The organism is Klebsiella sp. CN_Kp066, assembly GCF_040065135.1.
In the GTDB taxonomy this organism is placed as follows: domain Bacteria; phylum Pseudomonadota; class Gammaproteobacteria; order Enterobacterales; family Enterobacteriaceae; genus Klebsiella; species Klebsiella oxytoca.
The window spans coordinates 103,577-129,352 of the sequence record NZ_JBEAIU010000041.1 but is presented as its reverse complement, the minus strand read 5'-3'; the positions used below and the strand labels follow the sequence as shown (position 1 = coordinate 129,352).

The window sequence follows — 25,776 nt, the reverse complement described above, 5'->3', positions numbered from 1 at the left end:
GTCAGTTAATTCATTAATATGTTAATGATCATCTTTTATGCTTTGCGGGAATGTTTGGCAAACAGAAGTGAATGTTTTGTGATCGGATTAACAATAAATTTACAGATTTGTATTTTAATTATTATTAATCAATTAGATAACAAAAGCAGTTGTACCATCTGGTACTTTTCAGAGGCAGAAACCGGTTGCCTTCGGAGGGAATTAGCGCTAATTATTAACTTATTAACAGATTGGGGATTTACTTCAGAGGTATGTGATGCATGATTCGTTAACTATCGCGCTGCTGCAGGCGCGGGAAGCGGCGATGGCCCACTTTCGGCCCATCGTTAAACGCCACAATCTGACCGAGCAGCAGTGGCGTATCGTGCGTATCCTCGCCGAACATCCGTCGATGGATTTTCACGATCTGGCCTTTCGCGCCTGTATTTTACGTCCGAGCCTGACCGGCATCCTGACCCGTATGGAACGCGACGGCCTGGTGCTGCGTTTAAAACCGGTAAATGACCAGCGCAAGCTCTACGTTTCGCTGACGCCGGCGGGTTCGACGCTTTATGAAAGCGCCCAGGCCCAGGTGGAAGAGGCCTATCGTCAGATCGAAGCCCAATTTACCGTCGAAAAAATGCGTCAGCTTACCGCGCTGCTGGAGGAGTTTATCGCCCTGGGGAATGGAGCGCAGGGAGAGGAATAATACATTGTCCGCGCGAAAAACATCCCGGAGGCGGTGCTGGCGCACCTGTCCGGGCTACGGGTTCACAGCACGGTAGCCCGGACAGGCGCAGCGCGCCGCCTCCGGGAGAAAGCGTCCTTCAGAACAAGGTATCGAGCTCTTCCAGCACGTTATACTGCTCGTCCACCAGCAGCAGGGTTTTCCATTTATCAAACGTCAGGCACGGATGCGAGGTACCGAACACCAGAATATCGCCGACCTGCACGTCGCTGCCGGGCGCGAGGCGCAGCATACAGTGCTGGTCCATAATCCCCACGCTCTCGATCCCCTCCGCGGATAGCTGCGCGCCGTTGCGATAGCGGGCCACAGGCTGCGGCAGGCCGGCGTCAAAGGCGCAGTCGCGCTTGCCGAAGTTCACCACCGCGCGATCGGCTTCTGGCACCGACTGGACCATCGCCATCAGCTCCAGCGCTGAGGTTAAATCACCGCCCAGATCGCAGGCGATCGGATCGCGGGCCACCAGTGCTTTCTGCGCGATATCGTAGATCCCGCGGTCGTGGGTGATATAGCACCCGGGGCGGATAACGATTCGGCAGCGCGCCGGTTTCTTCGCCGCCAGCCAGATATTGCACACCACGTCGTACCAGACGGTACCGGCTCCGGTCAGCACAAACTCCCCCTCAACCAGATGTTCCATCCGGCAGGCCAAACCGGCGGCCTGGCGCAGCAGAGCCTCCACCTGCGGCTGCGGATCGTCGCCGTGTAACACCCCTTCATACAGTTCGAGACCGCGCAGCCTGAGGCCCGGAAGTTCCGCCGCAGCCTGCGCCAGCGCCAGCGCATCCTCAACGCTGCGGCAGCCGCAGCGCCCACCGGCCACGCCCAGTTCAATCAGCACGTCCAGCGTTTGCCGCCGTTCGTCGAAGAAAGTCGACAGCGCGCGGGCGTTGGCAAGGCTATCGATGCAGCAGATAAACTCCGCCGTACGGTAATGCGCTTTCAGGCGCGATACCGCCTGCATATTCGCCCTGCCGACCAGCTGATTGACCATCAGGACGCGCTCAACGCCGCTGGCCATCGCCGCGCTGGCCTGCCAGGCGCTGCCCACGCCGATTCCCCATGCGCCCGCCCGCTGCTGCGCCTGAAAAATCCACGGCGTCATCGTTGTTTTACCGTGCGGGGCCAGCGAGACGCCGCGCGCGTCGGCGTAACGCTGCATCCAGGCGATGTTATTTTCCAGCGCCGTTTTTTTCAGCAGCGCGGCCGGAAGGCAAACCTCCTCCGCCAGCAGATTGGCCGGTGCGGACATTATGGCGGCTTTGTGCGGAATAAGCGTATCGGAATGGTATTTCATAACACTATCCTTTTAGGGTTTAAGATCGGATTAAAGCTAAGTATCAAATTTAATTAATTGAAATATATAGAATATATAATTTGTTTATGTCGTTTGTGAATAAAAGTATCACAATTTGATCTGGTTTTTGCGTAGTTTTCCACTGTTTTTCCGCCTTGTAAATGGTTTACTTGTCGGCAGAGTTGAAAGGGAGTAATTGCGATGAAAGTTAACTGGCTTTTCAAAAACGTCACGGTCATTGACGGCAGCGGCGGACCACAGTTTCGCGGCGACGTGGCGGTGAAGGGCGATCGAATTGTGGATATGGCCCCGGCGCTGAACCTGGCGGCGGAGCAGGTGATTGACGGGCAGGGGCGCGTGCTGGCTCCCGGATTTATCGATGTGCATACCCATGATGATATCAACGTCATCCGTATGCCGGAGTATTTACCGAAGCTGAGCCAGGGGGTGACGACGGTGATTGTCGGCAACTGCGGGATCAGCGCGGCGACGGCGACCATGCGCGACGGCGTACCGGACCCGATGAATCTTCTGGGTGAGGCGGAGCACTTTGTTTATCCCACTGTTGACGCTTATGCCCACGCGGTGGCGGCGGCGAAGCCGTCATTAAACGTCGGCACGCTGATTGGCCATACCGCGCTGCGTAATAACCATATGGACGATCTGTTCCGCCCGGCGACGGAGATCGAGATTGCCGGAATGCGGGTGCAGCTGCGCGACGCGCTGCGTCAGGGCGCGCTGGGGCTGAGTAGCGGGCTGGCCTACGCCAGCGCGTTTCAGTCCACCACTGAAGAAGTGATGGCGCTGGCCGAGGAGCTGGCGGCAGAAGGGGGAATTTATACCACCCACCTGCGTTCGGAGTTCGAACCGATTCTGGAGGCGCTCGACGAGGCGTTCCGCATTGGCCGCCACGGTAACGTACCGGTGGTGGTATCGCACCATAAGTGCGCCGGCGCGAAAAACTGGGGTCGCACGAAGGAGACGCTGGCTTTCTTCGATGAGATGCGCCAGCGCCAGGAGATCGCCTGTGACTGCTACCCCTATTCTGCCAGCTCGTCGACGCTGGATATGAAGCAGGTCACCGATGAGTTCGATATCGTCATTACCTGGTCGGAGGCGCAGCCCGAGCAGGCCGGAAAAACCCTGCAGCAGATTGCTGACGGCTGGCAGGTTAGCCTGCACGAGGCGGCGGCGCGGCTGATGCCTGCAGGCGCCATCTACTACAACATGGACGAGCAGGACGTGCGGCGGGTACTGCGTTATCCGGTGACCATGATCGGCTCAGACGGTCTGCCGAACGACCCGATGCCGCACCCGCGGCTATGGGGCGCGTTTCCGCGGGTCCTGGGCCACTACTGCCGAGATGAACGGCTGTTTCCGCTGACCACCGCTATCCACAAAATGACCGGTCTGTCGGCGGCGCGTTTCCAGCTGGCAGAGCGTGGGCTGGTGAAAGTGGGCTATTTTGCCGATCTGGTGCTGTTTGATCCGCAGACGGTGCGCGATGTCGCCAGCTTCTCCGACCCGAAACAACCGGCGGACGGTATCGAGGCGGTGATGGTTAACGGCGTGATGAGCTACGGCAGCGATAAAAAGATTACCGGGCGCGCAGGGCGTTTCCTGCGCCGCCGAATGAACTAAGGAGAGAAAAATGAGCATTAAACGTTATGGCGTTGAGGGCGGTACCGGGACCGGTGGGCAGCATCTGCCGTTCGCGCGCGCGGTGGAGGCGGGGGGCTGGCTGTACGTTTCCGGCCAGACGCCGATGAAGGAGGGTGAAGTGGTGGAAGGGGGCATCGTTGACCAGGCGCGTCTGGCGATTCAGAACTGTGTGGATATCATGACCGAAGCGGGCTACACCCTGGCCGACGTGGTGCACGTCAAGGTGATCCTCACCGATGCGCGCTATTTTCAGTCTTTCAATAAAGTATTCCGCGAGTTCTTTGGCGACAATCCGCCTGCCCGTATCTGCTGCGTAGCGGACCTGGTAGTGGATTGTAAAGTTGAAGTGGATGTGACCTGTTATAACGCGGCTCGCGTATAAAAATTTATTAACCAGAAATATAAACAGGATTTTTGAGCGCTGAATTCATTCAGCGCTTCGTAGCCTTTTACCTTTTACCTACTCAACTGGCAGGATGTGAATTATGAATAGTCATATCTTTTTAGTCGGCTTTATTATTTACGCGCTGGCCATGATTTGGCTTGGCTGGTACGTGTCGCGTAATCAAAAAAGCGGAGAAGATTTTTTACTCGGTGGCCGTTCCTTACCGCTGTTTCTGACCCTGGGCTCTACCGTGGCGACCATGGTGGGCACCGGTTCAAGCATGGGCGCTGTTGGCTTCGGCTACAGCAACGGCTGGGCCGGGATGCTGTACGGCGTGGGCGGGGCCATCGGTATTTTGCTGGTGGCCTGGCTGTTCGCCCCGGTGCGCAAGCTGCGCTTTATGACCATGAGCGAAGAGCTCTCTTATTATACCGGCGGTAGTCATTTAATTAAAAATATCGTCGGCATAATGATATTTGTGGCCTCTATTGGCTGGCTGGGGGCGCATATTCTTGGCGGCAGCATGTATTTATCCTGGGCGACGGGAATAAATCTGACGCTAGCGAAAATTATTATCGCTCTGGCCTTTGCGATTTACGTCATCATCGGCGGTTATTCTGCGGTGGTGTGGACGGATACCATTCAGGCATTAATTCTGTTTTTCGGTTTTATCCTGATGGCGATTCTGGCGGTGGTTCACGTCGGGGGATGGGATGCCATCGTCCAGGCGATGGATCCCAAGGCGATGAGCCTGTTTGCGGTCGATAAACTGGGGGTCATTCCGGCGCTATCGCTGGCGATGGTCATCGGCGTCGGCGTGCTGGCGACCCCTTCCTATCGCCAGCGTATTTACTCGGGGAAAGATGTCTCTTCGGTGCGCCGCTCGTTTGTCTATACCGGCGTGCTGTATCTGTTTTTCTCGGTGCTGCCGGCGATTATCGGCATGGCGGCATGGACCATGAACCCCAATCTCGAGAACAGTAATTACGCCTTCCTGTTCGCCACCAGCTTCTTACCGGCCATCCTCGGGCTGGTGGTGCTGATTGCCGGGCTTTCGGCCACCATGTCCTCGGCCAGTTCTGACGCGATAGCCGCCGTGGCCATCATGATGCGTGATGTTTATACCCTCATCACCGGGAAAATGCCCCCGGCGGATAAAGCGATAACGCTCTCCCGCTGGATGCTGGCGTTCGTTATCGGCCTGGCGATGATCTTCGCCCTGACCTCGAACGATATCATCAGCTATATCACCAAAATGATCTCCATGCTGATGTCCGGTCTGTTCGTCTGTTCGATTCTCGGCCGCTTCTGGCTGCGCTTCAACTGGCAGGGCGCGTTTACCGCGCTGCTGAGCGGCATGCTGGTTTCTCTTGTGGTTCTGATGAAAGCCGACTGGCTGGCTTACTGGGGGAACCCGTGCATTCCGTCGGTCGTCGGCAGCTTTGTTTTCGCGATTTTTGTCACCCTCTTGACGCCAGCCAGCAAAGTTAGCCGTGAGCAGGCGCTGGAAATGATCACGCAGGAGCGTGAAGGGCAGGCGATGCCGGCGAAGACGACGGTGCAGGTCTCAGGAGAAGCACAATGAAGGACTATATTGCCGTCGACTGGGGCTCTACCCAGCTGCGCGGCTGGCTGATTCGTAATGGCCAGTGCGTCGAAACAAAGCAGCTGCCGCTGGGTATCACCCGCCTGAACGGACGAGCGCCTGCCGACGTATTCGCGGAGCATTTGGCCCCCTGGCGCGGCGCGGAGGCGCTGCCGGTGCTGATGGCCGGGATGATCGGCAGCGATGCGGGCTGGCAAGCGGTGCCGTATCTGGACTGTCCGGCAGCGATCGACGCGCCAGGGCAGCAGCTATGCGCCGTTGCTGAAGGCGTGTGGATTATTCCCGGCCTCAAGATTGAACAGGACGGGGATTTCAACGTGATGCGCGGCGAAGAGACGCAGCTGCTGGGGGCCTGGCAGCTGGCGCCGGCGGAGTGTTACGTGCTGCCGGGCACCCACTGCAAATGGGTACAGGTGGCGAACGGCGCGGTGCGTCATTTTGCCACGGCGATGACCGGTGAACTGCATCATCTGCTGATGACGCAATCGCTGATCGGCAAAGGGCTGCCGGTCCAGCAGCCGGACGAGACGGCGTTTGAACGGGGGCTGGAAAAAGGACTGGCGCAGCCGTCGCTGATTAGCGAACTGTTTGTCGCCAGGGCCGCCCGGGTGCTGGGAGGCCTGGCCGCGACCTCGGTCAGCGACTATCTCTCCGGGCTGCTGATTGGCGCGGAAGTGGCGACCCTGGGGCAGCGTTACCGTACCTCTGGCGTCACGCTGGTTGGCGACCCGGCGCTGAATGCCCGCTACAGTCGGGCGATGAAGGCGCGCGGAATGACGGTTAACAGCTGCAGCGGCGATGAGGCGCTGCTGAGCGGCATGGCGAGGATAATGCATGGACAAGATTAAACTGGTGGCGATTTTACGCGGTATTCGCCCCGCTGAGGCAGCGGAGCATATTGAGACGCTGATAGAGGCAGGATTTCGCTATATCGAAATTCCGCTCAATTCGCCGGACTGGCAGCAGAGTATTCCGCAGATGGTCGCGCGCTTTGGCGAGCAGGCGGTGATTGGCGCGGGAACGGTACTTAAGGTGGAACAGGTCGATTTTCTGGCCGATGCCGGAGCGAAGCTTATCGTGACGCCGAATACTGAGCCGACGACGATCCGCCGGGCGGTGGCGCGCGGAATGCGGGTTTGCGCCGGGTGCGCCACCGCGACCGAGGCGTTTAACGCGCTGGATGCCGGGGCGCAGTGGTTGAAAATTTTCCCGTCTTCCACTTTTGGCCCGGACTACATTCGGGCGCTGAAAGCGGTGCTGCCGTCGGAGGTGCCGGTGCTGGCGGTCGGCGGCGTGACGCCGGAGAATCTGGCAAGCTGGGTTGAGGCCGGGTGCGCCGGCGCTGGCCTGGGAAGCGATCTGTATCGCGCCGGGCAGGCCGTGGAACGTACCCGTCAGCAGGCGGAGAGGTTTATCGCCGCCGCCCGCTGCGGTTAATCGCCCAGCGGCTGGCGATCGACGCCGCCGCGGTGGCTGTCGAGCGCCAGCTTAATCCGGCGCAGTCTGCCTTTTGCCTGAGTTTTATTGGCCATCGCCAGTTCGGTGGCCAGCACGTCAACCATCGCCAGCATCGCATAGCGTGAAGTGCTGGGCTTGAAAATGTAGTCGTTTTCGCGCACCAGCAGCGGCAGCACCAGATCCGCCTGCTCCGCCAGCGGCGTTCCGCCGGGGGTGATGGCAATGACCTTTGCGCCGTACTGCCTGGCAATCGCCGCGCTCTCGATGATTTCCTGGGTATAGCCGCCCAACGACAGCACGATAACCACATCCTTTGGCGTCACCGCCGAGCTCATCATGCGCACCAGCAGACCGTCGTTCTGGCTGACAACCGGGAGGCCGAGGCGAAACAGGCGATACTGGATCTCCTGAGCGCAGATGGTAGAGCCGCCGCCCATCCCGAGCGCCAGGATCTGCCGCGCGTCGCTCAGCCAGCTCACCGCACGCTTCAGCGCTTCAATGTCCAGCGCCCGGCGGTTGGTTTCCAGCACGCCGATGATCGACTCGTAGATCCCCTGTACGCCCTCAAGGTCCGGGACATCGAGGATAAATCGCTGTCCGACCGCCAGAGATTGCGCGAGCCTCATCTTCAGCTCGCGGACGTCTTTACAGCCGAGCGCCCGGGCAAAGCGGGTAACGGAGGCCTGGCTGGTGTGGGTCAGACGCGCCATCTCCGCGATGGGCAGCTCCGCCGCCGCCGCGACATCATCGAGAATGAACTGCGCGATGCGCTTTTCGGTCGCCGTGAGTTCCACAAAGCGATCGGTTATGCAGGAAATGATATCGATTGACCAGGACATACGGGTATCAACAGGTAAGTTATCAATGATACTTTGTACCATATTCCGCCGCTGAAATCAGCGCCGGAGGCTACAGCGTTAGGCGCATGGCGCAGCGCGTCTCCGGCGGCAGACCGTGTTCCGTTTCCAGCTCCCTTTTTGCCGCCAGTCCCTCCGGTAGTCTTCGCTCACTTAACATTGAAAACCCCAGTCGCGTGTAAAACGGTGCGTTCCAGGGCACATCGCGGAAGGTGGTGAGCGTGACCGCCGGATAAGCCGCCTGGCGGGCTGTCTCAATGACCTGCTCCAGCATCATGCGGCCAATGCCTCGCCCCTGCCATGCCTGATGAACGGCGATCTCGACGATAAACAGCGCATCATCCAGCGGTTCGCTCAGCAGGAAGCCTATCGGTTGGTCATCGGCCACGGCCAGCAGGCTGTGGTCAGTTTCAAGGAACAGCCGGTGGCGCTCGGGGCTTATCACTTCGCTTTCCGCCAGCCAGGCCAGCGCCGGAATCTGGCGAAAAGCCTGGGCCGCCGAGCGCTCAATGGCGGGCAGAAGAGGGATGTCTCTCTCCTCAGTCAGGCGTAACGTCGCGGCGGCGGTTATAGTGTTAGTTTTCATCACCTCAGCATAGCAGCCTCCGGGAGAAATGTATGGAGCTTACCGCCGTTTCCGCCACTCAGTTTAGCGTCGCGCAGCTGACGACGATCCTTTGCGACTGTTTCGAAGATTACCTGGTTCCCGTCACGCTGTCGGTAGAGGTTTTTGTCCAGCGTTTTAGCGCCGAAGGGCTGAGCCTGCTGGATTCCTGCGTCTGGCTGGATGGTGATGTCCCTGCGGCGATGGCCGTTGTCGCCCGGCGCGGCGATGAAGCCAGGCTGGCGGCATTTGCGATGCGACCCGCGTATCGCGGAAAGGGCGTCGGACGCCGGCTGATGGGGTCGCTGCTGGATGCATTGCGCGAGCAGGGCGTACGGCGGATGTGGCTGGAGGTTATTCGCGATAACCACGCGGCGGTAGCGCTGTATCACTCGCTGGGCTTCGAGGTGCGGCACGGGCTGTGCGGCTATCTGAGCGCGCAGACCGCGAGCGAGGAGTCATCCGTATTGCAGGAGTATGACGTGCTGGCGCTGACGCGCAGGGCCGGCGCCGAGCTTAATGGCCAGCTGCCGTGGCTGATGGACCCGCTCACCTTCAGCACCCTGCCGTGCCGGGCGCTGAGCCTCCATCAGCAGGCTTTCGCCGTGCTGGCGACCTTATCCAGCAGGCCGCAGCTGCAGTTTTTATGGGTCGAGCCCGCCGCACGCGGGCGCGGGCTAGGGCGGGAAATGCTGATGGCGCTTGCCCGACAGTTTCCAGGGCTCGGGACCTCGGTGACCATCCCGGAACGCTTTACGCCCCTGTTCCAGACCGCCGGCTATACGCCTGGGGTATTAAAACAGTATGAAATGAGCGCAACGCTGAGCGCCCTGCCATCAGCAGGGCGTTAAGATTCAGCCGTTACGCGGGTCGCTAATCGGCTGACGGACCAGGAAGATATAGGCCAGCGCGCCGAGGGCGGTGACGCAGCCGCAGATCACCAGCGCCAGCTGGAATGAGTGGGTGGTATCGACAATAAACCCGGTCACTACCGGCGCGAAGGAGGCGCAGATAAAGCTGGCGAAGTTCTGGATGCTGCCGACGGACGCGGTCATTCTTGATGCCACCGCGACGTGAATCAATCCCCAGCAGGAAGTACCGGCAAAGTGGATGCAGAACAGCGCCATGCCGATTAACAGCACCGCAGCGATAGAGGTGGTGGCATGCGGCACGATCAGCGTAAACGCGGCGGAGCAGAACATCCCGGCAATAATACAAATTTTACGGCTTTTGATCGGCGCCATGCCGCCTTTAACCAGCCAGTCGGTAACGTAACCGTTGATGAGCATACCGGCGGCGCCGAACAGAAAAGGAATGGCGGCCATAAACCCGGTACTTTTCAGATCGAGGTTATACGCCGTTTGCAGGTAGCCCGGCAGCCAGGCCAGATACAGCCAGGCGGTATAGTTGATGCCGCTGAAGCCCAGCATCATTCCCCACATGGTTTTGTTTTTAAACAGGCTGCGCCATTCGGCAAAGCTCAGCGGGTCGCGGCGAACGTTGACGCTTCCGGCATTAAGGTAGGCCTGCTCATCGGCGGTGAGGGGGACATCCTCCCGGTTGCGATAGAGCATATACCAGCCGATAGCGACGAAGATCCCCAGCACGCCGATGGTAATGAACATCCAGCGCCAGCCCATCATCAGCATCATCGCGGCAAGGATCGGCGGGCTGATCGCGACGCCAATCGTCGAGGCGGCGTTAAAGAAGCCCATCGGGCGGCCGCGCTCTTTAATATTAAACCAGTCGTTGATCACCTTGACGCCGCACGGGTTCATCGGCGCTTCGCCGATCCCCATGCCGATACGCACCAGCACGAACTGGGTAAAGCTATGCACCATCCCGGAGACCGCCTGGAACAGCGACCAGAAAAACATGCCCAGCCCCAGCATGATGCGCGGGCCTTTACGGTCCAGCAGCGGCCCGCAGGGGAGCTGGGCGATGCCGTAGGCCAACGAGAAAACGGACAGCAATGCGCCGATTTCGGTGGCGCTGAGCCCCAGCTCTTCGCGAATCGTTAAGTTCGCGACGGACAATGAACTTCTGTCGAGGTAGTTAATCACCGCCGCCAGAAATAACAGGATCATTGCCGTTGTCTGAATTTTTTTAATGCGCGCGCTGCGCGTTAACGTATTATTTAACGGAACGCTGGCAGTCTCCGCCTTTCCTTTATCAAAGGTTGTCTGCGGGTCGATAGTTATATTTCGTGATTCCACGCCTGACTCCTGGTTATTCTATTTGAACGACAAGTGACATCGAATGGTTTAAACCCACCCACCTATTTCACAGTAAAGTAAGTCGACTTGTTTTCAGCATAAATAACCTTTTTTCTGGCACTGGATTATGTTTTGAGAACTGTGCTGCTGATAATCATTTTCTGTTTTTAATCGGTACTTAATGAGCCAGGGATTCGCTCTGCCTGAGCGAGTTAATCATCGATTGCTTCGCCGAGTTCAGGTGGTTACGCAGCGCCAGATTGGCGTCCAGATCGCTGCGGCAGATAAGCGCGCTCAGGATGGTCATATGTTCATCAATGGCGATGATATTACGCTGTTTAAGGTCACTCTCATCCCACTGATAGTGAAAGTGGAAAATCACGGAAATAATCTCAAGCGATTGATTGAAAAATATATTCTCAGCCGCGGACAGGAGCAGCGAGTGAAAGTCGCGATCGAGCTGGGAAAACATACGAAAGCTGTCGCCGATGCTGTCACGCAGTGCGCGATGGCGCTCAAGCAGAGTTTTCGCCTGCAGCCAGCGGGCGTCGTTGTCCGGGAGATTGAGAAAATGCTGAAGCGCGTGGGTTTCCAGCATTTCCCGCAGCTCGAACAGCTGCTCAGCCCAGGATTGCTCAAATTTCTTCATGTTCCACTGGCCGCGCTTTTCGCTTTCAATCAGGTTGTAGCGGCTGAATTTCAACAGAAATTCCCTCACTACGACCGGACTGACGCCGGCAGCACGCGCCAGCTGCAGCTCGGAAAACATCTCTCCGGCGCGCAGCTGGCGCTGGTTAATCATGGTGAAAAACGCCTGCTCAAAGAGACGGTTCTGCTCGGCCAGCGAGGCGCTGGAGCCATCGAAGCCGTCCTGCATCTCCGGCTGGCGAAGGATCTGATAATCCCGAGCGTTCTGACGCAATACGCCCCGCTCGCACAGGTGGCTGAGGATATGGCGCACGGTGGTGCGGCTGATGTTGTACATCTCCGCCAGCGCACTTTGTGAGGGCAGCGGCGACGGAAGAAAGCCGCGCGCCATATCGTTAATGACCTGGTTAATGACGTTGTGACGAAGGTTTTGCGAGCGGCTCATTATACATCTCCATTTTTTTAGCTATTAAAGCCGGATTTAAAACAGTTTTGTGCGTGAGATTTCACAATTTTTGCAATGAATTTATTCTCACCTCTGTTTTTCATCGATATCTAAGCCAACAAATACGGAGGCAATTATTATGACGTCGATGAATACATTAGTTTGTCAGGAACCTAAAATATTGCGCTGGGAAAAACGCCAGATTCCCATTCCCGGTGATGATGAAGTGCTCATTAAAATAAAAAAGGTGGGGATTTGTGGTACGGATATTCACGCCTGGGGAGGGAATCAACCTTTTTTTAGTTATCCACGCGTGCTCGGACATGAAATATGCGGCGAGATTATCGGTCTCGGTAAAAATATTCTTAACTTGAAAAGCGGACAGCAGGTAGTCGTCATACCTTACGTTGCCTGCCGTCAGTGTCCGGCCTGTTTGAGCGGCAGGACTAATTGCTGCGAGAAAATTTCGGTGATCGGCGTGCATCGGGACGGCGGGTTTAGCGAGTACCTCTGCGTGCCGGTAAAAAATCTGCTGGTGGTGGATGACGTCGAGCCGGAAGCCGCAGCGCTGATTGAGCCTTTCGCCATCAGCGCCCACGCGGTGCGTCGCGCCGCTATCCAGCCGGGAGAGCAGGTGCTGGTGGTCGGTGCGGGACCCATTGGTCTCGGGGCGGCGGCTATCGCTAAAGCCGACGGGGCGCAGGTGGTGGTGGCGGATACCAGCCCGGCGCGGCGCGACCATGTGGCGCAGCACCTTGGTCTGGCCACGCTCGACCCTTCTGACCCGCAATTCACCGAGCAGCTGTGTGACATGTTTGGTGGTTCGCTGGCGCAGAAGGTGATCGATGCCACGGGGAATCAGCAGGCGATGAACAACACGGTGAATTTAATCCGTCACGGCGGCAGCATCATTTTTGTTGGCCTGTTTAAAGGTGAACTGCAGTTCCCGGACCCGGAGTTTCATAAGAAAGAGACAACCATGATGGGCAGCCGTAATGCGACGGAAGAGGATTTCGCCAAAGTCGGACGTCTAATGGCTGAGGGAAAAGTGACCGCCAGAATGATGCTGACCCACCGTTACGATTTCAGGTCGCTGGCCGAGATTTACGAAAGCGAAGTGATTAACAATCGCCAGCTTATTAAAGGCGTCATTCATTTTTAGCAGGAAAGGCTATGAAATCGTTAAACAGACAAGATTTTCCCGGGCCGCACTACCCGACGCGCGTGATTCAGTTCGGCGAGGGCAACTTCCTGCGGGCGTTTATCGACTGGCAGCTGGATCGGCTGAATGAGCAAACCGATCTGGCGGCAGGGGTGACCATTATTCGCCCGATCAACACCGAGTTTCCGCCGTCGCTCAATACCCAGGATGGACTTTACACCACGGTGATCCGCGGGCTGGACGAACGTGGCGAGGCGGTGAGCGAAGCGCGGATTATTCGCTCCGTTAATAACGAGATCAACCCCTGGCAGGATTTTGCTGGCTATCTGGCGCTGGCTCGTAATCCGGCGATTGAGTTCGTATTTTCAAATACCACTGAAGCGGGTATTAGCTATCATGCCGGGGACCGGCCTGACGATAAGCCGCCGGTCAGCTTTCCGGCGAAGCTGACCCAGCTGCTGCTCGAACGTTTCCGCCATTTCAACGGCGCAGCGGATAAGGGGTGGACGATTATCCCCTGTGAGCTGATCGACTACAACGGCGAAGCCCTGAAGGCGCTGGTGCTACGCTACGCCGATGAGTGGCAACTGCCCGCGGCTTTTCGCGTCTGGGTTGAGACCGCCAATACATTTTGTTCAACGCTGGTTGACCGTATCGTCACCGGCTATCCGCGCGAGGAAGCGGCAAAGCTGGAGGCGGAACTGGGCTACCATGATGCTTTCCTGGATACCGCCGAATACTATTGGTTATTCGTCATCCAGGGATCGCAGGTGCTGGCGGAGACGCTGCGGCTAGATCGCTACCCGCTCAATATCCGTATCGTAGAGGATATCCGGCCCTACAAAGAGCGCAAGGTTGCCATTCTTAACGGCGCGCATACCGCGCTGGTGCCGGTGGCGTGGCTGTGCGGTGTCGATACTGTTGGCGAAGCGATGCATGATCAGGCCATACGCCATTATGTGCAGCAAACTATCGACGAGGAGATTATCCCGGCGCTGGATTTACCCGCCGATGAGCTACGGCAGTTTGCCGATGCCGTGACCGGGCGCTTTCTTAATCCCTGGATTCGCCATCAGCTGCTCTCCATCGCCCTGAACGGCATGACTAAGTTTCGTACCCGGATCCTGCCGCAGCTGCTGACGAATATTCGCCGGCACGGCGCGATCCCGCCGCGGCTAACGTTTGCCCTGGCGGCGCTCATCGCCTTCTATCGCGGCCAGCGCGAGGGACAGACCTATCCGCTGCAGGATGATGACGTCTGGCTAACCCGTTTTGCCGAAGGATGGGCGCAGGTGGCGCGCGGCCGCCCGCTGCATGAACTGGTCACGGAAGTCCTGCAGGATGCAGCGCACTGGGGTGAAGATCTGACGACCGTTCCGGGGCTTGCCGATCAGGTTACGCGGTATCTGGAAATGATTTTGAGCGCGGGGATGCGGGAGGCCCTGAGGCGGCTGTAGTCGGTTTGTTGTGCGGCGTCCGCGGATTTGGGCGCCGTTTTTTTTGTGCTCTGAACCGCAAAAAATAAATTAAGCGCCAATGGTTGGCGGATTTCCCGCATCATAAGCCCCTGTAAGGTGAAGAGGGGGATGCGATGCGTAAAACGGAACTATTGGCTTTTCTGCAAAATCAGACCGATTTTTTTGATCCGGATAACCTGAGCGAGGTCTTCACCGCCGGCTACCTGGCCCGGCGTTTTGCCATGCAAAGAAATACCGCCAGCCACTATCTGAATCAGCTGGTGGCCCAGGATGTGCTGGTAAAGATTAATACCCGTCCGGTCTATTTTCTCCATAAAGCCGCCTTCTGCCAGCAGTTTTTCCCCCTTTCCCGCAGCGAGTACGCCAGCATGGTGGAGCTGCTCGCGGAGAGCGATCGACAGCCGGAGCAGGCGGATCATTTTTCATTGCTTACCGGCCATGACGGTAGCCTGCGCAAGCCGATCGAACAGATGAAAACCGCGCTGTTTTATCCCAACGGTGGCCTGCCGCTACTGATCGTCGGCGACAGCGGAACTGGCAAAAGCTATATGGCGGAGCTGATGCATGAGTTTGCCATCGCCCAGGGACTGCTGCCGCCCGATGCGCCCTTTGTCAGCTTCAACTGCGCCCAGTATGCCAGCAACCCGGAGCTGCTGGCCGCCAACCTGTTTGGCTACGTGAAAGGCGCGTTTACCGGCGCGCAGGGCGATAAAGCCGGGGCGTTTGAAGCGGCAAACGGCGGCGTGCTGTTTCTCGATGAAGTCCACCGCCTGGATGCGCAGGGACAGGAGAAGCTCTTCACCTGGCTGGATCGCAAAGAGATCTATCGGCTGGGAGAAACGGCGCAGGGGATGCCGATATCCCTGCGGCTGGTGTTTGCCACTACCGAAGATATTCACAGCACGTTTCTGACCACCTTTATTCGTCGTATCCCGATCCTCGTTAGCCTGCCTGATTTACAGACCCGCAGCCGCCACGAGAAAGAAGCGCTCACGCTGCAGTTTTTCTGGCAGGAGGCGCGCACGCTCGCCGCCCGGCTGCAGCTGACGCCCCGGCTTTTGCAGGTGCTGACGCACTACGTATATCGCGGTAACGTCGGTGAGCTAAAAAACGTGATTAAGTACGCCGTTGCGTCAGCCTGGGCCAGGGCTCCGGGCAGCGAGAAGCTGAACGTCACGCTGCACGATCTGCCGGAAAATATCATGGCCGCGACGCCGGCGCTTAGTGAACCGATGGGCCATGAAGAGCCGCTGCTTATCGAACCGCAGACCAGCCTGGTCTGGCTGCTGCGCGCGCGCGACCCGGTTCAGGGGCTGATTTATGATACTCAGTGCCGCGTTCTCGCGCTGTATGAGGCGGTGCTGAGCAAAAAAAGGCTCTGGGAAGAAGCGCAAAAAAGCATGGGCGAGGAGATTGAAACCCTCTTCGATCGGCTGATATTTGATAATCACGATACCCAGAGTTCGCATATGCTGCTGCTGATAACGCATCAGGTGCGGGAGGAATTTTATCGCCTTGAAAAGCGCTTCAATATCCAGTTTAACGGCAACTGTATTTATGCTCTAAGCCACTACCTGATTCATCGTTCCCGCCAGGCGCAGTCGACGATGAGCAACGAGAAAAGCCGCCAGCTGGAGGATTTCCTGGCGCAAAAATATCCGTTGCTGTATCGCTTTTGTGAAGAGATCCTCGCCGCGCTGGCGCTGAAGCTGGACATTGAACCCCGACGTATTGACCTGTTGTTACTGGTGCTGTGGTTACAGAAAAATGGCGCCATTAGCCAGCAGCAGGTGACCCGGGCAATTATCCTCGCCCACGGTTACGCCACCGCCAGCAGTATCGCTAACGTGGCGAACCGGTTGCTGAAAAGCCAGCTGTTTGAGTCATTCGATATGCCGCTTGATGTCACGCCGGAGGCTATTGCTAACCAGGTGATGGCCTATATTGAGAGTCACGCGCTGGCCTCCGGACTGGTCATCCTGGTCGATATGGGTTCGCTGAACGCCATTCATAGCCATTTTAACCGTCGGCTGACGACGCCGATGGCGATAATTAATAACGTCTCGACCGGGATGGCGATGTACGTCGGCGAGCGAATTTTGCTGGGCGACATGCTGGAAGATATCGTCCGGGAGATCCGCGGTGACCTCGCGATCGAGCATCAGCTCTATTACCCGCAAGCGGACAAACCGCGGGCGATTCTTACGACCTGCGCCACCGGCCTGGGAGCGGCGGCGAATCTGTCGGCGCTGTTAAAAGCCAGCATCCCTGAAGCGCTGGGGATCGATATTGTGGCATGCGATGTGGAGACGCTCGCCGATCCCGCGCGGCGGCAGCCGATGCTGAGCCGCTATGAGGTGCTGGCGATCGTCGGAACCCTGGACCCGCAGCTTGCCGATCTGCCGTGGATTTCGCTGGATTCGTTAATCTCCGGCGAAGGGAGCCGCCCGCTGATGCGCATCTTCGGCGAGCTGGCCACCGCTGAGCAGGTCAGCGAAATCAATAACCTGATCCTGAAGAATTTCTCGCTGCGCCGGGTGATCGAGTCGGTGACGATCCTCGATACCGGTAAAGTGATCAATCAGGTTGAGCAGTTTTTACTGCGCTATGAGCATCTGGCCGGCTGCGATGTGCCTAACGATCGCAAGGTAGCGCTGTATGTGCATATCAGCTGTCTGATAGAGCGCCTGATCCGCAACGCCTCGCCATCCCATTATTCCGGAAGGCAGTGTCCGCAGAGCGAGCTGGCGACGCTCCGCGAGGCTTTTAGTGTCATAGAGAGTGGATATAGTGTCAAAATCCCCGCCGTAGAGCTGTACTACATTCACGATATTCTGACGCGGGAAACTGAATTTATTCAGGAAGATCAAGAGTTTTAATCCCCTTCATTAGTTGATCCTTGCGCTAGCCGGCGCGCCACTGTTTCTGGCACGCCGGTTGCAATCAAGAAAGCAGTGGAATGCGCTTTCGAGGTAAGGATGAAACGACACTATATTTTTGCCAGCCATGGCACCTTTGCTAACGGTTTGCTGAACTCCGTGGAGCTGATCCTCGGTAAACAGCCGGATATTCATACCCTGTGCGCCTACGTCGAGGAGGAGGCCGACCTCACGCAGCAGGTGGAGACGCTGCTGGCGCGTTTTCCCGCCCAGGATGAGCTGATTGTGATTACGGATATTTTCGCCGGTAGCGTCAATAATGAATTTGTGCGCTTTCTATCGCGCCCGCACTTTCATTTATTGTCCGGCTTAAATCTGCCGTTGATTATTGATTTGCTCATTTCAGCTGGCGAAGAGAATACCGAAAAATTAATTTCTGAAGCATTAATAAGCGCCAAAGAGAGCATTCAGTACTGCAATCAGACGATTGCCAGTGCGATGACTATTGATAAAGACTTCTGAAATGAGGGAACACTATGATTACGCTATTAAGGGTTGACCATCGATTACTTCACGGCCAGGTTGCCTTTTCCTGGACGCAGTATGTCGGCGCTGATTGCATTTTAATTGCCAACGATAATGTCCCAGATGATGAGCTACGGAAAACGACGATTAAGCTCGCTAAACCCCCTTCAGTCAAACTGGTGATTAAAAATATTAACGACTCTATTGAATCGATAAAAAGCGGCGTGACCGACAAATATAATCTGTTTATCGTCGTGGAATCGGTAAATGATGCCTGGCGGATTGCCAGCGCCGTCGAGGAAATTAAAAGTATTAATCTCGGCGGAATTAAAGCCAAAGAGGGCAGTAAAAATATCTCTAAGGCGATTAATTTACTCCCGGAGGAAATAGAGCAACTGCAGCAACTGGTTGGGAAAGGCGTCGAAGTTGAGATTCGCCAGGTCCCTAACGACCGCAAACAGCTTTTTGCGGAATGCGTTTAATTCCGCGGAGGACAGATTATGGTAGAGGCTCTCTTACTGGGGCTGGTGGCGTTTATCGCGCAATCGGAATATGCATTAGGAACGTCGCTGATTTCGCGGCCTATCGTGACCGGGCTGCTGACCGGGCTGGTGCTGGGGGATGTACAAACCGGCGTCATCATGGGCGCGACGCTTGAGCTGGCCTTTATTGGCTCTTTCTCGGTCGGCGCATCGATTCCGCCTGATGTAGTAACCGGCGGTATTCTCGGCGTGGCGTTCGCCATTACCTCCGGCGCGGGAACGGAAACGGCGCTGCTGCTTGGACTGCCCATCGCCACCCTGACGCTGATCCTGAAAAACGTCTATCTGGGGATGTTTATTCCGATGCTCAGCCAGAAGGCTGACGGCTATGCGGAGCGGGCGGATACCCGCGGCATTGAACGTATGCATTTGATTGCTGGCTTCGGGCTGTCGCTGATGCTCGCCACGGTGGTCACCGTGTCATTCCTGGTCGGCAGCAATGCGGTGAAATCCCTGCTTGACACGATCCCGGAATTTATCAAACACGGGCTCAGCGTCGCCACCGGCATCATTCCGGCCCTCGGCTTCGCAATGCTCGCCAGGCTACTGATTAATAAGAAAGTTGCGCCGTACTTTTTCCTCGGTTTCGTGCTGATGGCCTACCTGAAAATTCCGGTAACCGGCATCGCCATTCTCGGCGCTATTGTGGCGGTGGTCATGGTTAACGTCACCGCGTTGAGCTCACCTCGTACGACGACAGAACAAGGAGTCAGCGATGACGACGAAGATGATTTCTGAAGAAACTCTGCAGCCGCAGGCGCAGGAAGAGGCCCGTATTACGCCGCGCGATCTACGCCGGGTCTTCTGGCGCTCCTTCCAGATGGAGTTCTCCTGGAACTATGAGCGGCAGATGAATCTTGCCTTTGTTTACGCGTTGATTCCGGTGCTGAAAAAGCTCTATCCGCGCAAAGAGGAGCTGGCCGGGGCGTTAAAGCGACATCTGGTGTTTTTCAATACCACGCCGCATATCGTCACCCTGCTGCTGGGGATCACCGCGGCGATGGAGGAGAAGAATAGCCAGCAGAAGAACATGGACGCCAACGCGATTGATAACGTCAAAGCGTCGCTGATGGGGCCGCTGGCCGGGCTGGGGGACTCCTTCTTCTGGGGCACGCTGCGCCTGATCGCCACCGGCATCGGCACCAGCCTGGCCCTGAAAGGTAATATTCTCGGTCCCATCCTGTTTCTGCTGGTGTTTAACGTGCCGCACATCCTGGTGCGCTGGTTCTTTACCCGCTGGGGCTATGTGCTGGGCACCGGGGTACTGCAGCGCATCCAGAAGAGCGGAATGATGGAGAGCCTGACCTACGGCGCGTCGATTATTGGCCTGATGGTGGTCGGGGCGATGACCGCTTCAATGATTGATATCACCATCCCCATCGCATTCGGCGCCGGAGAGGCGAAAACCCAGGTGCAGGACATTATCAACGACATTCTGCCCTGCATGCTGCCGCTGGTAAGTTTCGGCATCGTTTACTGGCTGCTGGGGCGCAAGGTTAAACCGCTCTCTATTATCGGGGGGATGGCGCTGGTGGGCATTCTGGGTTCGTGGATTGGCTTGTTTTAACAGGAGTCGAAAATGGTAGCAACGATGATGACCTATATCAGCGAGGAGTCGGCCTGTCTGACGCAGATCCTGCGCGACTACCGGCAAAAGCTGGCGGCGATTGAGACTTTTGCCCGCCAGCACCCGGTGCGCCGCATTCTGCTGTTGGCGACCGGGTCGTCGCTGAACGCCGCCCTGTGCGCGCGCTATTTCTTTGAGCAGCGCTTCGGCGTCCTGGTTGAGATTAAAGAGCCGTACAACTTTACGCACTACGAGGCGGTCGATCCGCATACCGATCTGGTGGTGGCGATTTCGCAGAGCGGTAAAAGCGCCTCAACGCTGGAGGCGATGCGTAAGGTACAGGCATTGAGCCTGCCGGTTTTTGCTCTGACCTCCGATCCGCAAAGCCCGATAGCCCGGGCCTGCGACGGGATACTGGATATCAACACCGGGATTGAGAGCGTGGGGTTTGTCACCAGAGGGTTTAGCGCGACGGTGCTGAATTTGCTGCTGATGGCGCTGACCATCGCCCGTAGCCAGGGAAAAGCCAGCGAGGCCGAGGAGCAGCGCTATCTTGCCGAACTGCAGCGGCTGGCGGCGGCGATCCCGGATGTCATTGACCGCACCTCGCGGTTTATCGACAGGCATGGCGAAGCGCTGCGGGGCGGCGAGCGCTTTGTCGCCACCGGCTATGGTGCTCTGGTTGGGGTTGCGAAAGAGTTTGAAACTAAATTTACCGAAACGGTGCGCGTGCCTTCCAGCGGCTTTGAGCTGGAAGCTTATATGCATGGTCCCTATCTGGAGGCGAATTGCCGCCATGTGATGCTGTTTATTGAAGATGCGCCGGATGGGCGGACCCGGGCGCTGCGGGACTATATGGCGCCGTCCATTGCCCGCGCCTTTACGCTGACGCTGAGCGACGAAGAGGATGCGCAGACGCTGGCGCTAAACTGCCCGTGTGAACATCACCTGGCGCCGCTGCTGCTGATTGTTCCCGTCCAGATGCTGGCCTGGCATACCGCCGGACTGAAAGGCATCGATCTGGCTAAACGTATTTTTGACGATTTTGATCGCGTCTTAAAAAGTAAAATCTGATTATTCAGGAGAAAACTATGTTGGGTTTTAATCAGGACGAGTACCTGACCAGTGCTCGCGAAATCATCGCTGCGCGCAAACAGGCGGAAGCCGTCGCCGACGATATTTATCACAGCGGCTGCAGCGCCTTATTTTTCGCCTCGGTAGGCGGTTCTTTAGCTCCGATGATGGCAATTAATGAGTTTGCTAAAGAATTAACCGGCGTGCCGGTTTATCTTGAGCAGGCGGCGGAATTAATCCATCGCGGGCATAAAAAATTAAATAAAGATGCGGTGGTGGTGACGTTATCCAAATCCGGCGATACCAAAGAGTCGGTGGCCATTGCCGAATGGTGCAAAGCGCAGGGGATTCGCGTCGTGGCCATTACCCGTAATGCCGATTCGCCATTAGCTGAGGCGGCGAGCTGGCATATTCCGATGTGCCACAAGAACGGCGTGGAATATGAATATATGCTGCTCTACTGGTTATTCTTCCGCGTCATTTATCGTCACGGCGATTTCGCCCATTACGATCGTTTTGCCAGCCAGCTGGAGTTGCTGCCGGAAAATCTTCTGCAGGCCAAACGCCAGTTCGATCCGCAGGCGGATAAAATTGCCGCTCAGTATCACGGCTGCGACTATATGATGTGGATCGGCGGGGCGGAAATGTGGGGCGAGGTCTATCTGTTCTCGATGTGTATTCTCGAAGAGATGCAGTGGAAGCGGACCAAGTCGGTGAGTTCGGCTGAGTTTTTCCACGGCACCCTGGAGTTACTGGAAAAAGAGGTCCCCCTGTTCCTGGTGAAAGGCGAGGGTAAATGTCGGGCGCTGGATGAGCGCGTTGAGCGCTTTGCTGCGAAGATCACCGACCACCTGGTGGTTATCGACCCGCGTGACTATCCGCTGAACGGTATTGATGATGCTTTCCGCTGGATCATGGCGCCGTGTGTCGTTTCTACTCTGCTGGTGGACCGGCTGGCGGCCCACTTCGAACATCATACCGGACACGACCTTAATATCCGTCGTTATTATCGTCAGTTTGATTACTAAGCTATGCTGATGGCGGCCAGCCCGGCTGGCCGCCGCGCTATTCTCCGAGGCGCTTCCCAGAAAATTATCGTCAAACCCAACGGGTCAAAAACTGATGGTAGAGTCCGGCTTTCCTTCTCTTTCTGGCAAGCGGACGGCCATGAAAAAACGGATGACCTCAACGCCGCATGATGCGGTTTTTAAGCGATTTCTTCGCCACCCGGAAACGGCGAATGATTTTCTCACGCTGCACCTGCCGGAAGCGATCCGTCAGCAGTGTGATTTTTCTACCCTGCGGCTGGAACCGGCGAGCTTTGTCGATGAAGATCTGCGCGCCTGGTACTCGGACGTACTATGGTCGGTACAAACCCCCTGCGGCCTGGGATATGTGTATGTGGTGATAGAGCATCAGAGCTCGCCGGATAACCATATGGCTTTTCGCCTGATGCGCTATGCGATTGCCGCCATGCAGCGTCATCTCGACGCCGGGCACAAAACGCTACCGCTGGTGGTGCCGATGCTTTTTTATCACGGTGCGACCAGCCCCTATCCCTTTTCCCTGAACTGGCTGGACGAATTTGCCGACCCGCAGATGGCGAGGACGCTGTATGCCTGTCCGTTTCCGCTGGTTGATGTGACGGTGATACCGGACGATGAAATTGTTCAGCACCGGCGGGTCGCGCTGCTGGAACTGATGCAAAAGCATATTCGCCAGCGCGATCTCAGCGGGATTACGGAGTCGTTGGCGACCCTTGTCATGCTGGGATACACTAACCGCAGGCAGTTGAGAGTGCTGTTTCATTATATGCTGCAGTACGGCAACACCGCCGATCCGAGCGTGTTTCTCCGCCGGTTGGCCCGCCGTCTGCCACAATATTAGGAGAGGTTGATGTCTATCGCTCAAAAACTCAAGCAGGAAGGGATACAGGAAGGCCGGCAAGAAGGGCGCCTGGAAGGTCTGCAGGAAGGTAGCCGGCGGGAAGCGTTGCGCATTGCCGGCAGTATGCTGCAAAACGGTTTAGATACCGAGACGGTTCAGCGGATTACCGGGCTCTCAGCGGATGAGTTAAAGCCGCTGCATAGCTAATATCCGCACCCAGTCACCGCGACCCGGCGCAAAAGCCGCCGGGTGGAAGGGGCTACCCTTCGCTTTTCACCACTTTGATTTCAACCATACCGATGCCCAACTGACGCGGGGAGTGGCCGAGAATATTGCCCTCGTTCGTGGACTGCGGGTCCGGCGGCGCAATCGTCAACGTACTGCTACGCGACGGATTATCGAAATGTAGGGTAGTGGTGGTGACATCATTAGCCAGGACGATCGTTTGTTCGCTGTTGCCTACCCGTACCGGAATCGGCTTATTGGCATTCGGCCCGTAGGCTTTGGCGGTAATCACCAGATCGAATTTCTCCGGCAGCGGCTCCTTATATTCAATTTTCACTTCGCTGCCGAGCTGAGCGTTAGACCATCGTCCCCATGTTTCCGGTCGAGAGATACCGCTAAATTGCTTCACCTCTTCCGGCGCGCCGGCAACGTTGAACAGGAAGCTGTCGGCTTTATAGCGAATGTCGTTATCGACAATCTTCAGCGTATCGACGTTGCCCTTATAACGCTCCATATCGATAAGGGTATCTTTGAACGCGGTTTTACCCTGCCACTGGGCTTTGTCGACGCGCTGGACTTTCTGTTCGCCTCCCAGCTGGCCCTGCGATACGCACCAGTCGGTGGAGAGCGCCACTTCCGGCGACCACAGCTGACCCATCTTGTAGCAGCGGTCGACCCAGACGAAATTATCACGCGGCGCGAAATCGGCCAGCTGGAAGCGCAACGGTGCGGAGTATTCGCTTTCCGGCAGCGGCTCAACGCGTTTGTCGGAGATGCGCAGCAGCAGCGGCAGGCGGAAATGGCTGCCGGAGAAGGAGATCATATTTTTCTGCGCATCAACGGTGAAGTTCTTCATCTCTTTGGGGAAATTCCACAGGCGGATGATATCCGGCTTCCACGCCAGCACTTTCTCTTTCATATTGAGGAACACGGTGGAGAGCGACTCTCCGGAAAGGCTGCTGCGGCCAAGGCCAATAAAGTTATCGCCGCCGAGAATATCGAGCACTGTCGCGCCGTTATCCATGGTATTACGTTTGACGGCCAGCGTATCCTGCTGGGGTTGATCGCCGCGCAGGACGAAAAACAGATTGCTGCGATCCTGCTTATTCAGATAATCCCAGGCGCTGTTTTTCATCGCCAGGTGATCGGATGACACTACGATGACCGTATTTTTGAACCACGGAGAAGCTTTAATCTTCTCGATTAACGCCGCAATGTGCTCCTGACTGCAGGAGACGGCGCTAAAGGAGAGGTTCTTTTTGCCGTCCATGTCGTAGCTTTTGCGCTGGCAGGTTCGGGAGATGAAACCATCCGGATGATGGGTATCGACCGTCAAAGCAAACAGCGAGAAGCGTTTACCGGACTGCGAAAGCGCTTCGAATTTTTTCCAGGTTTCATCAAGCACCGTATCATCGTAGAAGCCCCAGTCGTTACGATAGGCCGGATCGGCAACCGTGGTTTTTAGCTCTTCCGCGCCGTACAGATGATCGAAGCCGTGAGACTTCAGGAAGACATCTTTTCCGGCGAAGCGCAGATTCGCGCCCTGTACGAAGTAGTTCTCATAACCCGAGTTTTTCAGGATATCCCCAAGGCAGATATTCTGCGGGAAAAAGCTGGAAACTGAGGCTGAGGCGTTGCCTTCAAACGGCGCAAACAGCGGGATCCCGCACTGAGAGGCGACCATTCCGGCAATCGTGTAGTCGGTACCGGGCAGCTGGGCGGTATTGCTGAAATCCAGCCCCTCGCTTTTGAGTTTACCGAGCTCCGGCGTCAGGTCCGGGAAGGCGTCGTTATCAAAATAAGTGCGCTCCAGACTTTCGCCGTAGATGTACACCAGGTTCAGTTGCGGATTGGCAATGCTTTTTGATGGCTCTTTGTAGTAAGCCACGAAGTCAGGATCGCCATCGCGGGACTGGGATTTAACCAACTCGCTAATCTGGCGAAAAGCGGGGCTGGCATCCACTGAAGCCAGCGCCAGAACCAGCGCCACGAGGCTGTAGCCAAAATGATGAGGGTGATGCCGGCGGCGGCGGAGCACCCAGCCGAGTGCGCCAAATACCGCGACCAGCGCCACGACCAGCCCAACGCCAGGCAGGATATATTTGCCCACGCCAGCGCCCGTCAGGCTGTTGGTCAACGTATAAAGTACCGCGTCATTGATACCATCGCCGGTGAAGTAATTGCTGGCGTAGAGGGTAATATTCAGAATAACGAACAGGCCCAGCACCGTGAGCGTGGCGGCGAACCACCAGGTATTACGACCGGCTTTTAATGCATAAATCATCACCGAAGCAAGAAACAGGGCGATGGATAACAACTCTGACACAGCTCATCCTCATTCACGCCAGTTGTCTGCTGGCCAGATAGATCTTTTTCCACGCTACACTGTAATTGCAGCGCAATATTGCCGCAATTGTAACGTCATGAATTTGTGCTGTGGTTCAGAATTGGTTTAGAAATCGCCGTTTTTGATCTGCCTCACATCCTGTCAGACAGGAGATTCCGGGCAAAGATGTTAAAAAACAGACGTTGCCG

The 25,776-nt window shown here is 56.7% G+C and carries 22 protein-coding genes and 1 pseudogene; 17 read left to right on the top strand and 6 right to left on the bottom strand.

Going from position 1 to position 25,776, the window contains the following annotated elements; all coding sequences use genetic code 11:
* Nucleotides 1-256: 256 nt before the first annotated feature.
* Nucleotides 257-688 (top strand): homoprotocatechuate degradation operon regulator HpaR, encoded by a 432-nt coding sequence (gene hpaR / locus ABLV75_RS17270; protein WP_004108539.1) that lies wholly within the window; start codon nt 257-259, stop codon nt 686-688.
* A 118-nt stretch (nt 689-806) separates the two neighbouring features.
* Here the strand turns inward: hpaR and ABLV75_RS17265 are convergent, their stop codons facing one another.
* On the bottom strand, nt 807-2,021 hold the full coding sequence (locus ABLV75_RS17265) for an amino acid deaminase (RefSeq protein ID WP_004108538.1): 1,215 nt from the start codon (nt 2,019-2,021) through the stop codon (nt 807-809).
* A gap of 201 nt (nt 2,022-2,222) precedes the next feature.
* Between ABLV75_RS17265 and ABLV75_RS17260 the strand changes: the two genes are divergently transcribed.
* The 5 genes from ABLV75_RS17260 to ABLV75_RS17240 all read left to right on the top strand — a co-directional run bounded on the left by ABLV75_RS17260 (nt 2,223) and on the right by ABLV75_RS17240 (nt 7,111).
* Complete coding sequence (locus tag ABLV75_RS17260) at nt 2,223-3,662, top strand: D-aminoacylase (RefSeq protein ID WP_004108536.1); 1,440 nt, start codon at nt 2,223-2,225, stop codon at nt 3,660-3,662.
* Between the two features lie 10 nt (nt 3,663-3,672).
* On the top strand, nt 3,673-4,065 hold the full coding sequence (locus tag ABLV75_RS17255; RefSeq protein ID WP_004108533.1) for a RidA family protein: 393 nt from the start codon (nt 3,673-3,675) through the stop codon (nt 4,063-4,065).
* 103 nt (nt 4,066-4,168) lie between these two features.
* Nucleotides 4,169-5,653 carry a sodium:solute symporter family protein gene (locus tag ABLV75_RS17250; RefSeq protein ID WP_004108532.1) on the top strand — a complete coding sequence of 495 codons (1,485 nt, stop codon included), beginning with the start codon at nt 4,169-4,171 and terminating at the stop codon, nt 5,651-5,653.
* Nucleotides 5,650-6,522, top strand: coding sequence for a 2-dehydro-3-deoxygalactonokinase (locus tag ABLV75_RS17245; protein ID WP_004108530.1), 873 nt, complete (start codon nt 5,650-5,652; stop codon nt 6,520-6,522). Before ABLV75_RS17250 ends, ABLV75_RS17245 begins: the two co-directional genes overlap by 4 nt.
* Nucleotides 6,509-7,111, top strand: a complete 603-nt coding sequence (locus ABLV75_RS17240; RefSeq protein WP_004108528.1) for a 2-dehydro-3-deoxy-6-phosphogalactonate aldolase — start codon at nt 6,509-6,511, stop codon at nt 7,109-7,111. Before ABLV75_RS17245 ends, ABLV75_RS17240 begins: the two co-directional genes overlap by 14 nt.
* Here ABLV75_RS17240 and ABLV75_RS17235 read toward each other — a convergent pair.
* Nucleotides 7,108-7,971, bottom strand: a complete 864-nt coding sequence (locus tag ABLV75_RS17235) for a MurR/RpiR family transcriptional regulator (protein WP_024273690.1) — start codon at nt 7,969-7,971, stop codon at nt 7,108-7,110. The two genes, ABLV75_RS17240 and ABLV75_RS17235, sit on opposite strands and share 4 nt — an antisense overlap.
* A 70-nt stretch (nt 7,972-8,041) precedes the next feature.
* The gene (locus tag ABLV75_RS17230; RefSeq protein ID WP_004108524.1) at nt 8,042-8,575 is read right to left on the bottom strand and encodes a GNAT family N-acetyltransferase; all 534 of its coding nucleotides are present in this window, start codon (nt 8,573-8,575) and stop codon (nt 8,042-8,044) included.
* Between the two features lie 32 nt (nt 8,576-8,607).
* Here ABLV75_RS17230 and ABLV75_RS17225 point away from each other — a divergent pair, with 32 nt between their 5' ends.
* Nucleotides 8,608-9,444, top strand: coding sequence for a GNAT family N-acetyltransferase (locus ABLV75_RS17225; RefSeq protein ID WP_004108522.1), 837 nt, complete (start codon nt 8,608-8,610; stop codon nt 9,442-9,444).
* 3 nt (nt 9,445-9,447) lie between these two features.
* On the opposite strand, the gene ABLV75_RS17220 is transcribed toward ABLV75_RS17225, so the two are convergent.
* Both ABLV75_RS17220 and ABLV75_RS17215 read right to left on the bottom strand, forming a co-directional pair.
* Nucleotides 9,448-10,809, bottom strand: coding sequence for an MFS transporter (locus ABLV75_RS17220; RefSeq protein ID WP_004108520.1), 1,362 nt, complete (start codon nt 10,807-10,809; stop codon nt 9,448-9,450).
* Between the two features lie 178 nt (nt 10,810-10,987).
* On the bottom strand, nt 10,988-11,902 hold the full coding sequence (locus tag ABLV75_RS17215) for a GntR family transcriptional regulator (RefSeq protein ID WP_004108518.1): 915 nt from the start codon (nt 11,900-11,902) through the stop codon (nt 10,988-10,990).
* A gap of 139 nt (nt 11,903-12,041) precedes the next feature.
* Here ABLV75_RS17215 and ABLV75_RS17210 point away from each other — a divergent pair, with 139 nt between their 5' ends.
* From ABLV75_RS17210 to ABLV75_RS17165, 10 genes and pseudogenes are all read left to right on the top strand, one after another.
* Nucleotides 12,042-13,064, top strand: a complete 1,023-nt coding sequence (locus ABLV75_RS17210; RefSeq protein WP_004108516.1) for a zinc-binding alcohol dehydrogenase family protein — start codon at nt 12,042-12,044, stop codon at nt 13,062-13,064.
* Between the two features lie 11 nt (nt 13,065-13,075).
* On the top strand, nt 13,076-14,521 hold the full coding sequence (locus ABLV75_RS17205) for a tagaturonate reductase (RefSeq protein WP_017145048.1): 1,446 nt from the start codon (nt 13,076-13,078) through the stop codon (nt 14,519-14,521).
* A gap of 134 nt (nt 14,522-14,655) precedes the next feature.
* Nucleotides 14,656-17,421: a sigma-54-dependent transcriptional regulator gene (locus ABLV75_RS17200; RefSeq protein ID WP_017145047.1), complete on the top strand. Its 2,766-nt coding sequence runs from the start codon at nt 14,656-14,658 to the stop codon at nt 17,419-17,421.
* A gap of 99 nt (nt 17,422-17,520) precedes the next feature.
* Nucleotides 17,521-17,943, top strand: a complete 423-nt coding sequence (locus ABLV75_RS17195) for a PTS sugar transporter subunit IIA (protein ID WP_004108510.1) — start codon at nt 17,521-17,523, stop codon at nt 17,941-17,943.
* A 14-nt stretch (nt 17,944-17,957) separates the two neighbouring features.
* Nucleotides 17,958-18,428 carry a PTS sugar transporter subunit IIB gene (locus ABLV75_RS17190; protein WP_004108507.1) on the top strand — a complete coding sequence of 157 codons (471 nt, stop codon included), beginning with the start codon at nt 17,958-17,960 and terminating at the stop codon, nt 18,426-18,428.
* Between the two features lie 18 nt (nt 18,429-18,446).
* On the top strand, nt 18,447-19,226 hold the full coding sequence (locus ABLV75_RS17185) for a PTS mannose/fructose/sorbose/N-acetylgalactosamine transporter subunit IIC (protein WP_004108505.1): 780 nt from the start codon (nt 18,447-18,449) through the stop codon (nt 19,224-19,226).
* Nucleotides 19,204-20,055: a PTS system mannose/fructose/sorbose family transporter subunit IID gene (locus ABLV75_RS17180; protein WP_004108503.1), complete on the top strand. Its 852-nt coding sequence runs from the start codon at nt 19,204-19,206 to the stop codon at nt 20,053-20,055. Before ABLV75_RS17185 ends, ABLV75_RS17180 begins: the two co-directional genes overlap by 23 nt.
* A gap of 12 nt (nt 20,056-20,067) precedes the next feature.
* Entirely contained in the window at nt 20,068-21,129 is a 1,062-nt protein-coding gene (locus ABLV75_RS17175; RefSeq protein WP_004108501.1) for an SIS domain-containing protein, read from the top strand.
* 17 nt (nt 21,130-21,146) lie between these two features.
* On the top strand, nt 21,147-22,157 hold the full coding sequence (locus tag ABLV75_RS17170) for an SIS domain-containing protein (RefSeq protein WP_004108499.1): 1,011 nt from the start codon (nt 21,147-21,149) through the stop codon (nt 22,155-22,157).
* A 139-nt stretch (nt 22,158-22,296) separates the two neighbouring features.
* Nucleotides 22,297-23,223: pseudogene (locus tag ABLV75_RS17165) on the top strand (Rpn family recombination-promoting nuclease/putative transposase).
* Between the two features lie 52 nt (nt 23,224-23,275).
* Here the strand turns inward: ABLV75_RS17165 and opgB are convergent.
* Nucleotides 23,276-25,567: a phosphatidylglycerol--membrane-oligosaccharide glycerophosphotransferase gene (opgB, locus tag ABLV75_RS17160; protein WP_004108496.1), complete on the bottom strand. Its 2,292-nt coding sequence runs from the start codon at nt 25,565-25,567 to the stop codon at nt 23,276-23,278.
* Nucleotides 25,568-25,776 lie beyond the last annotated feature (209 nt).

What these genes read in the sequence shown, in the direction of transcription:
- ABLV75_RS17225 (WP_004108522.1), top strand. Translation starts at nt 8,608, where the DNA reads ATGGAGCTTACCGCCGTTTCCGCCACTCAGTTTAGCGTCGCGCAGCTG.
- ABLV75_RS17190 (WP_004108507.1), top strand. Translation starts at nt 17,958, where the DNA reads ATGATTACGCTATTAAGGGTTGACCATCGATTACTTCACGGCCAGGTT.
- ABLV75_RS17260 (WP_004108536.1), top strand. Translation starts at nt 2,223, where the DNA reads ATGAAAGTTAACTGGCTTTTCAAAAACGTCACGGTCATTGACGGCAGC.
- ABLV75_RS17195 (WP_004108510.1), top strand. Translation starts at nt 17,521, where the DNA reads ATGAAACGACACTATATTTTTGCCAGCCATGGCACCTTTGCTAACGGT.
- ABLV75_RS17230 (WP_004108524.1), bottom strand. Translation starts at nt 8,575, where the DNA reads ATGAAAACTAACACTATAACCGCCGCCGCGACGTTACGCCTGACTGAG.
- ABLV75_RS17235 (WP_024273690.1), bottom strand. Translation starts at nt 7,971, where the DNA reads ATGTCCTGGTCAATCGATATCATTTCCTGCATAACCGATCGCTTTGTG.
- ABLV75_RS17245 (WP_004108530.1), top strand. Translation starts at nt 5,650, where the DNA reads ATGAAGGACTATATTGCCGTCGACTGGGGCTCTACCCAGCTGCGCGGC.
- ABLV75_RS17185 (WP_004108505.1), top strand. Translation starts at nt 18,447, where the DNA reads ATGGTAGAGGCTCTCTTACTGGGGCTGGTGGCGTTTATCGCGCAATCG.
- ABLV75_RS17180 (WP_004108503.1), top strand. Translation starts at nt 19,204, where the DNA reads ATGACGACGAAGATGATTTCTGAAGAAACTCTGCAGCCGCAGGCGCAG.
- ABLV75_RS17210 (WP_004108516.1), top strand. Translation starts at nt 12,042, where the DNA reads ATGACGTCGATGAATACATTAGTTTGTCAGGAACCTAAAATATTGCGC.
- ABLV75_RS17250 (WP_004108532.1), top strand. Translation starts at nt 4,169, where the DNA reads ATGAATAGTCATATCTTTTTAGTCGGCTTTATTATTTACGCGCTGGCC.
- ABLV75_RS17200 (WP_017145047.1), top strand. Translation starts at nt 14,656, where the DNA reads ATGCGTAAAACGGAACTATTGGCTTTTCTGCAAAATCAGACCGATTTT.
- ABLV75_RS17215 (WP_004108518.1), bottom strand. Translation starts at nt 11,902, where the DNA reads ATGAGCCGCTCGCAAAACCTTCGTCACAACGTCATTAACCAGGTCATT.
- ABLV75_RS17255 (WP_004108533.1), top strand. Translation starts at nt 3,673, where the DNA reads ATGAGCATTAAACGTTATGGCGTTGAGGGCGGTACCGGGACCGGTGGG.
- ABLV75_RS17240 (WP_004108528.1), top strand. Translation starts at nt 6,509, where the DNA reads ATGGACAAGATTAAACTGGTGGCGATTTTACGCGGTATTCGCCCCGCT.
- ABLV75_RS17205 (WP_017145048.1), top strand. Translation starts at nt 13,076, where the DNA reads ATGAAATCGTTAAACAGACAAGATTTTCCCGGGCCGCACTACCCGACG.
- ABLV75_RS17175 (WP_004108501.1), top strand. Translation starts at nt 20,068, where the DNA reads ATGGTAGCAACGATGATGACCTATATCAGCGAGGAGTCGGCCTGTCTG.
- hpaR (WP_004108539.1), top strand. Translation starts at nt 257, where the DNA reads ATGCATGATTCGTTAACTATCGCGCTGCTGCAGGCGCGGGAAGCGGCG.
- ABLV75_RS17265 (WP_004108538.1), bottom strand. Translation starts at nt 2,021, where the DNA reads ATGAAATACCATTCCGATACGCTTATTCCGCACAAAGCCGCCATAATG.
- ABLV75_RS17170 (WP_004108499.1), top strand. Translation starts at nt 21,147, where the DNA reads ATGTTGGGTTTTAATCAGGACGAGTACCTGACCAGTGCTCGCGAAATC.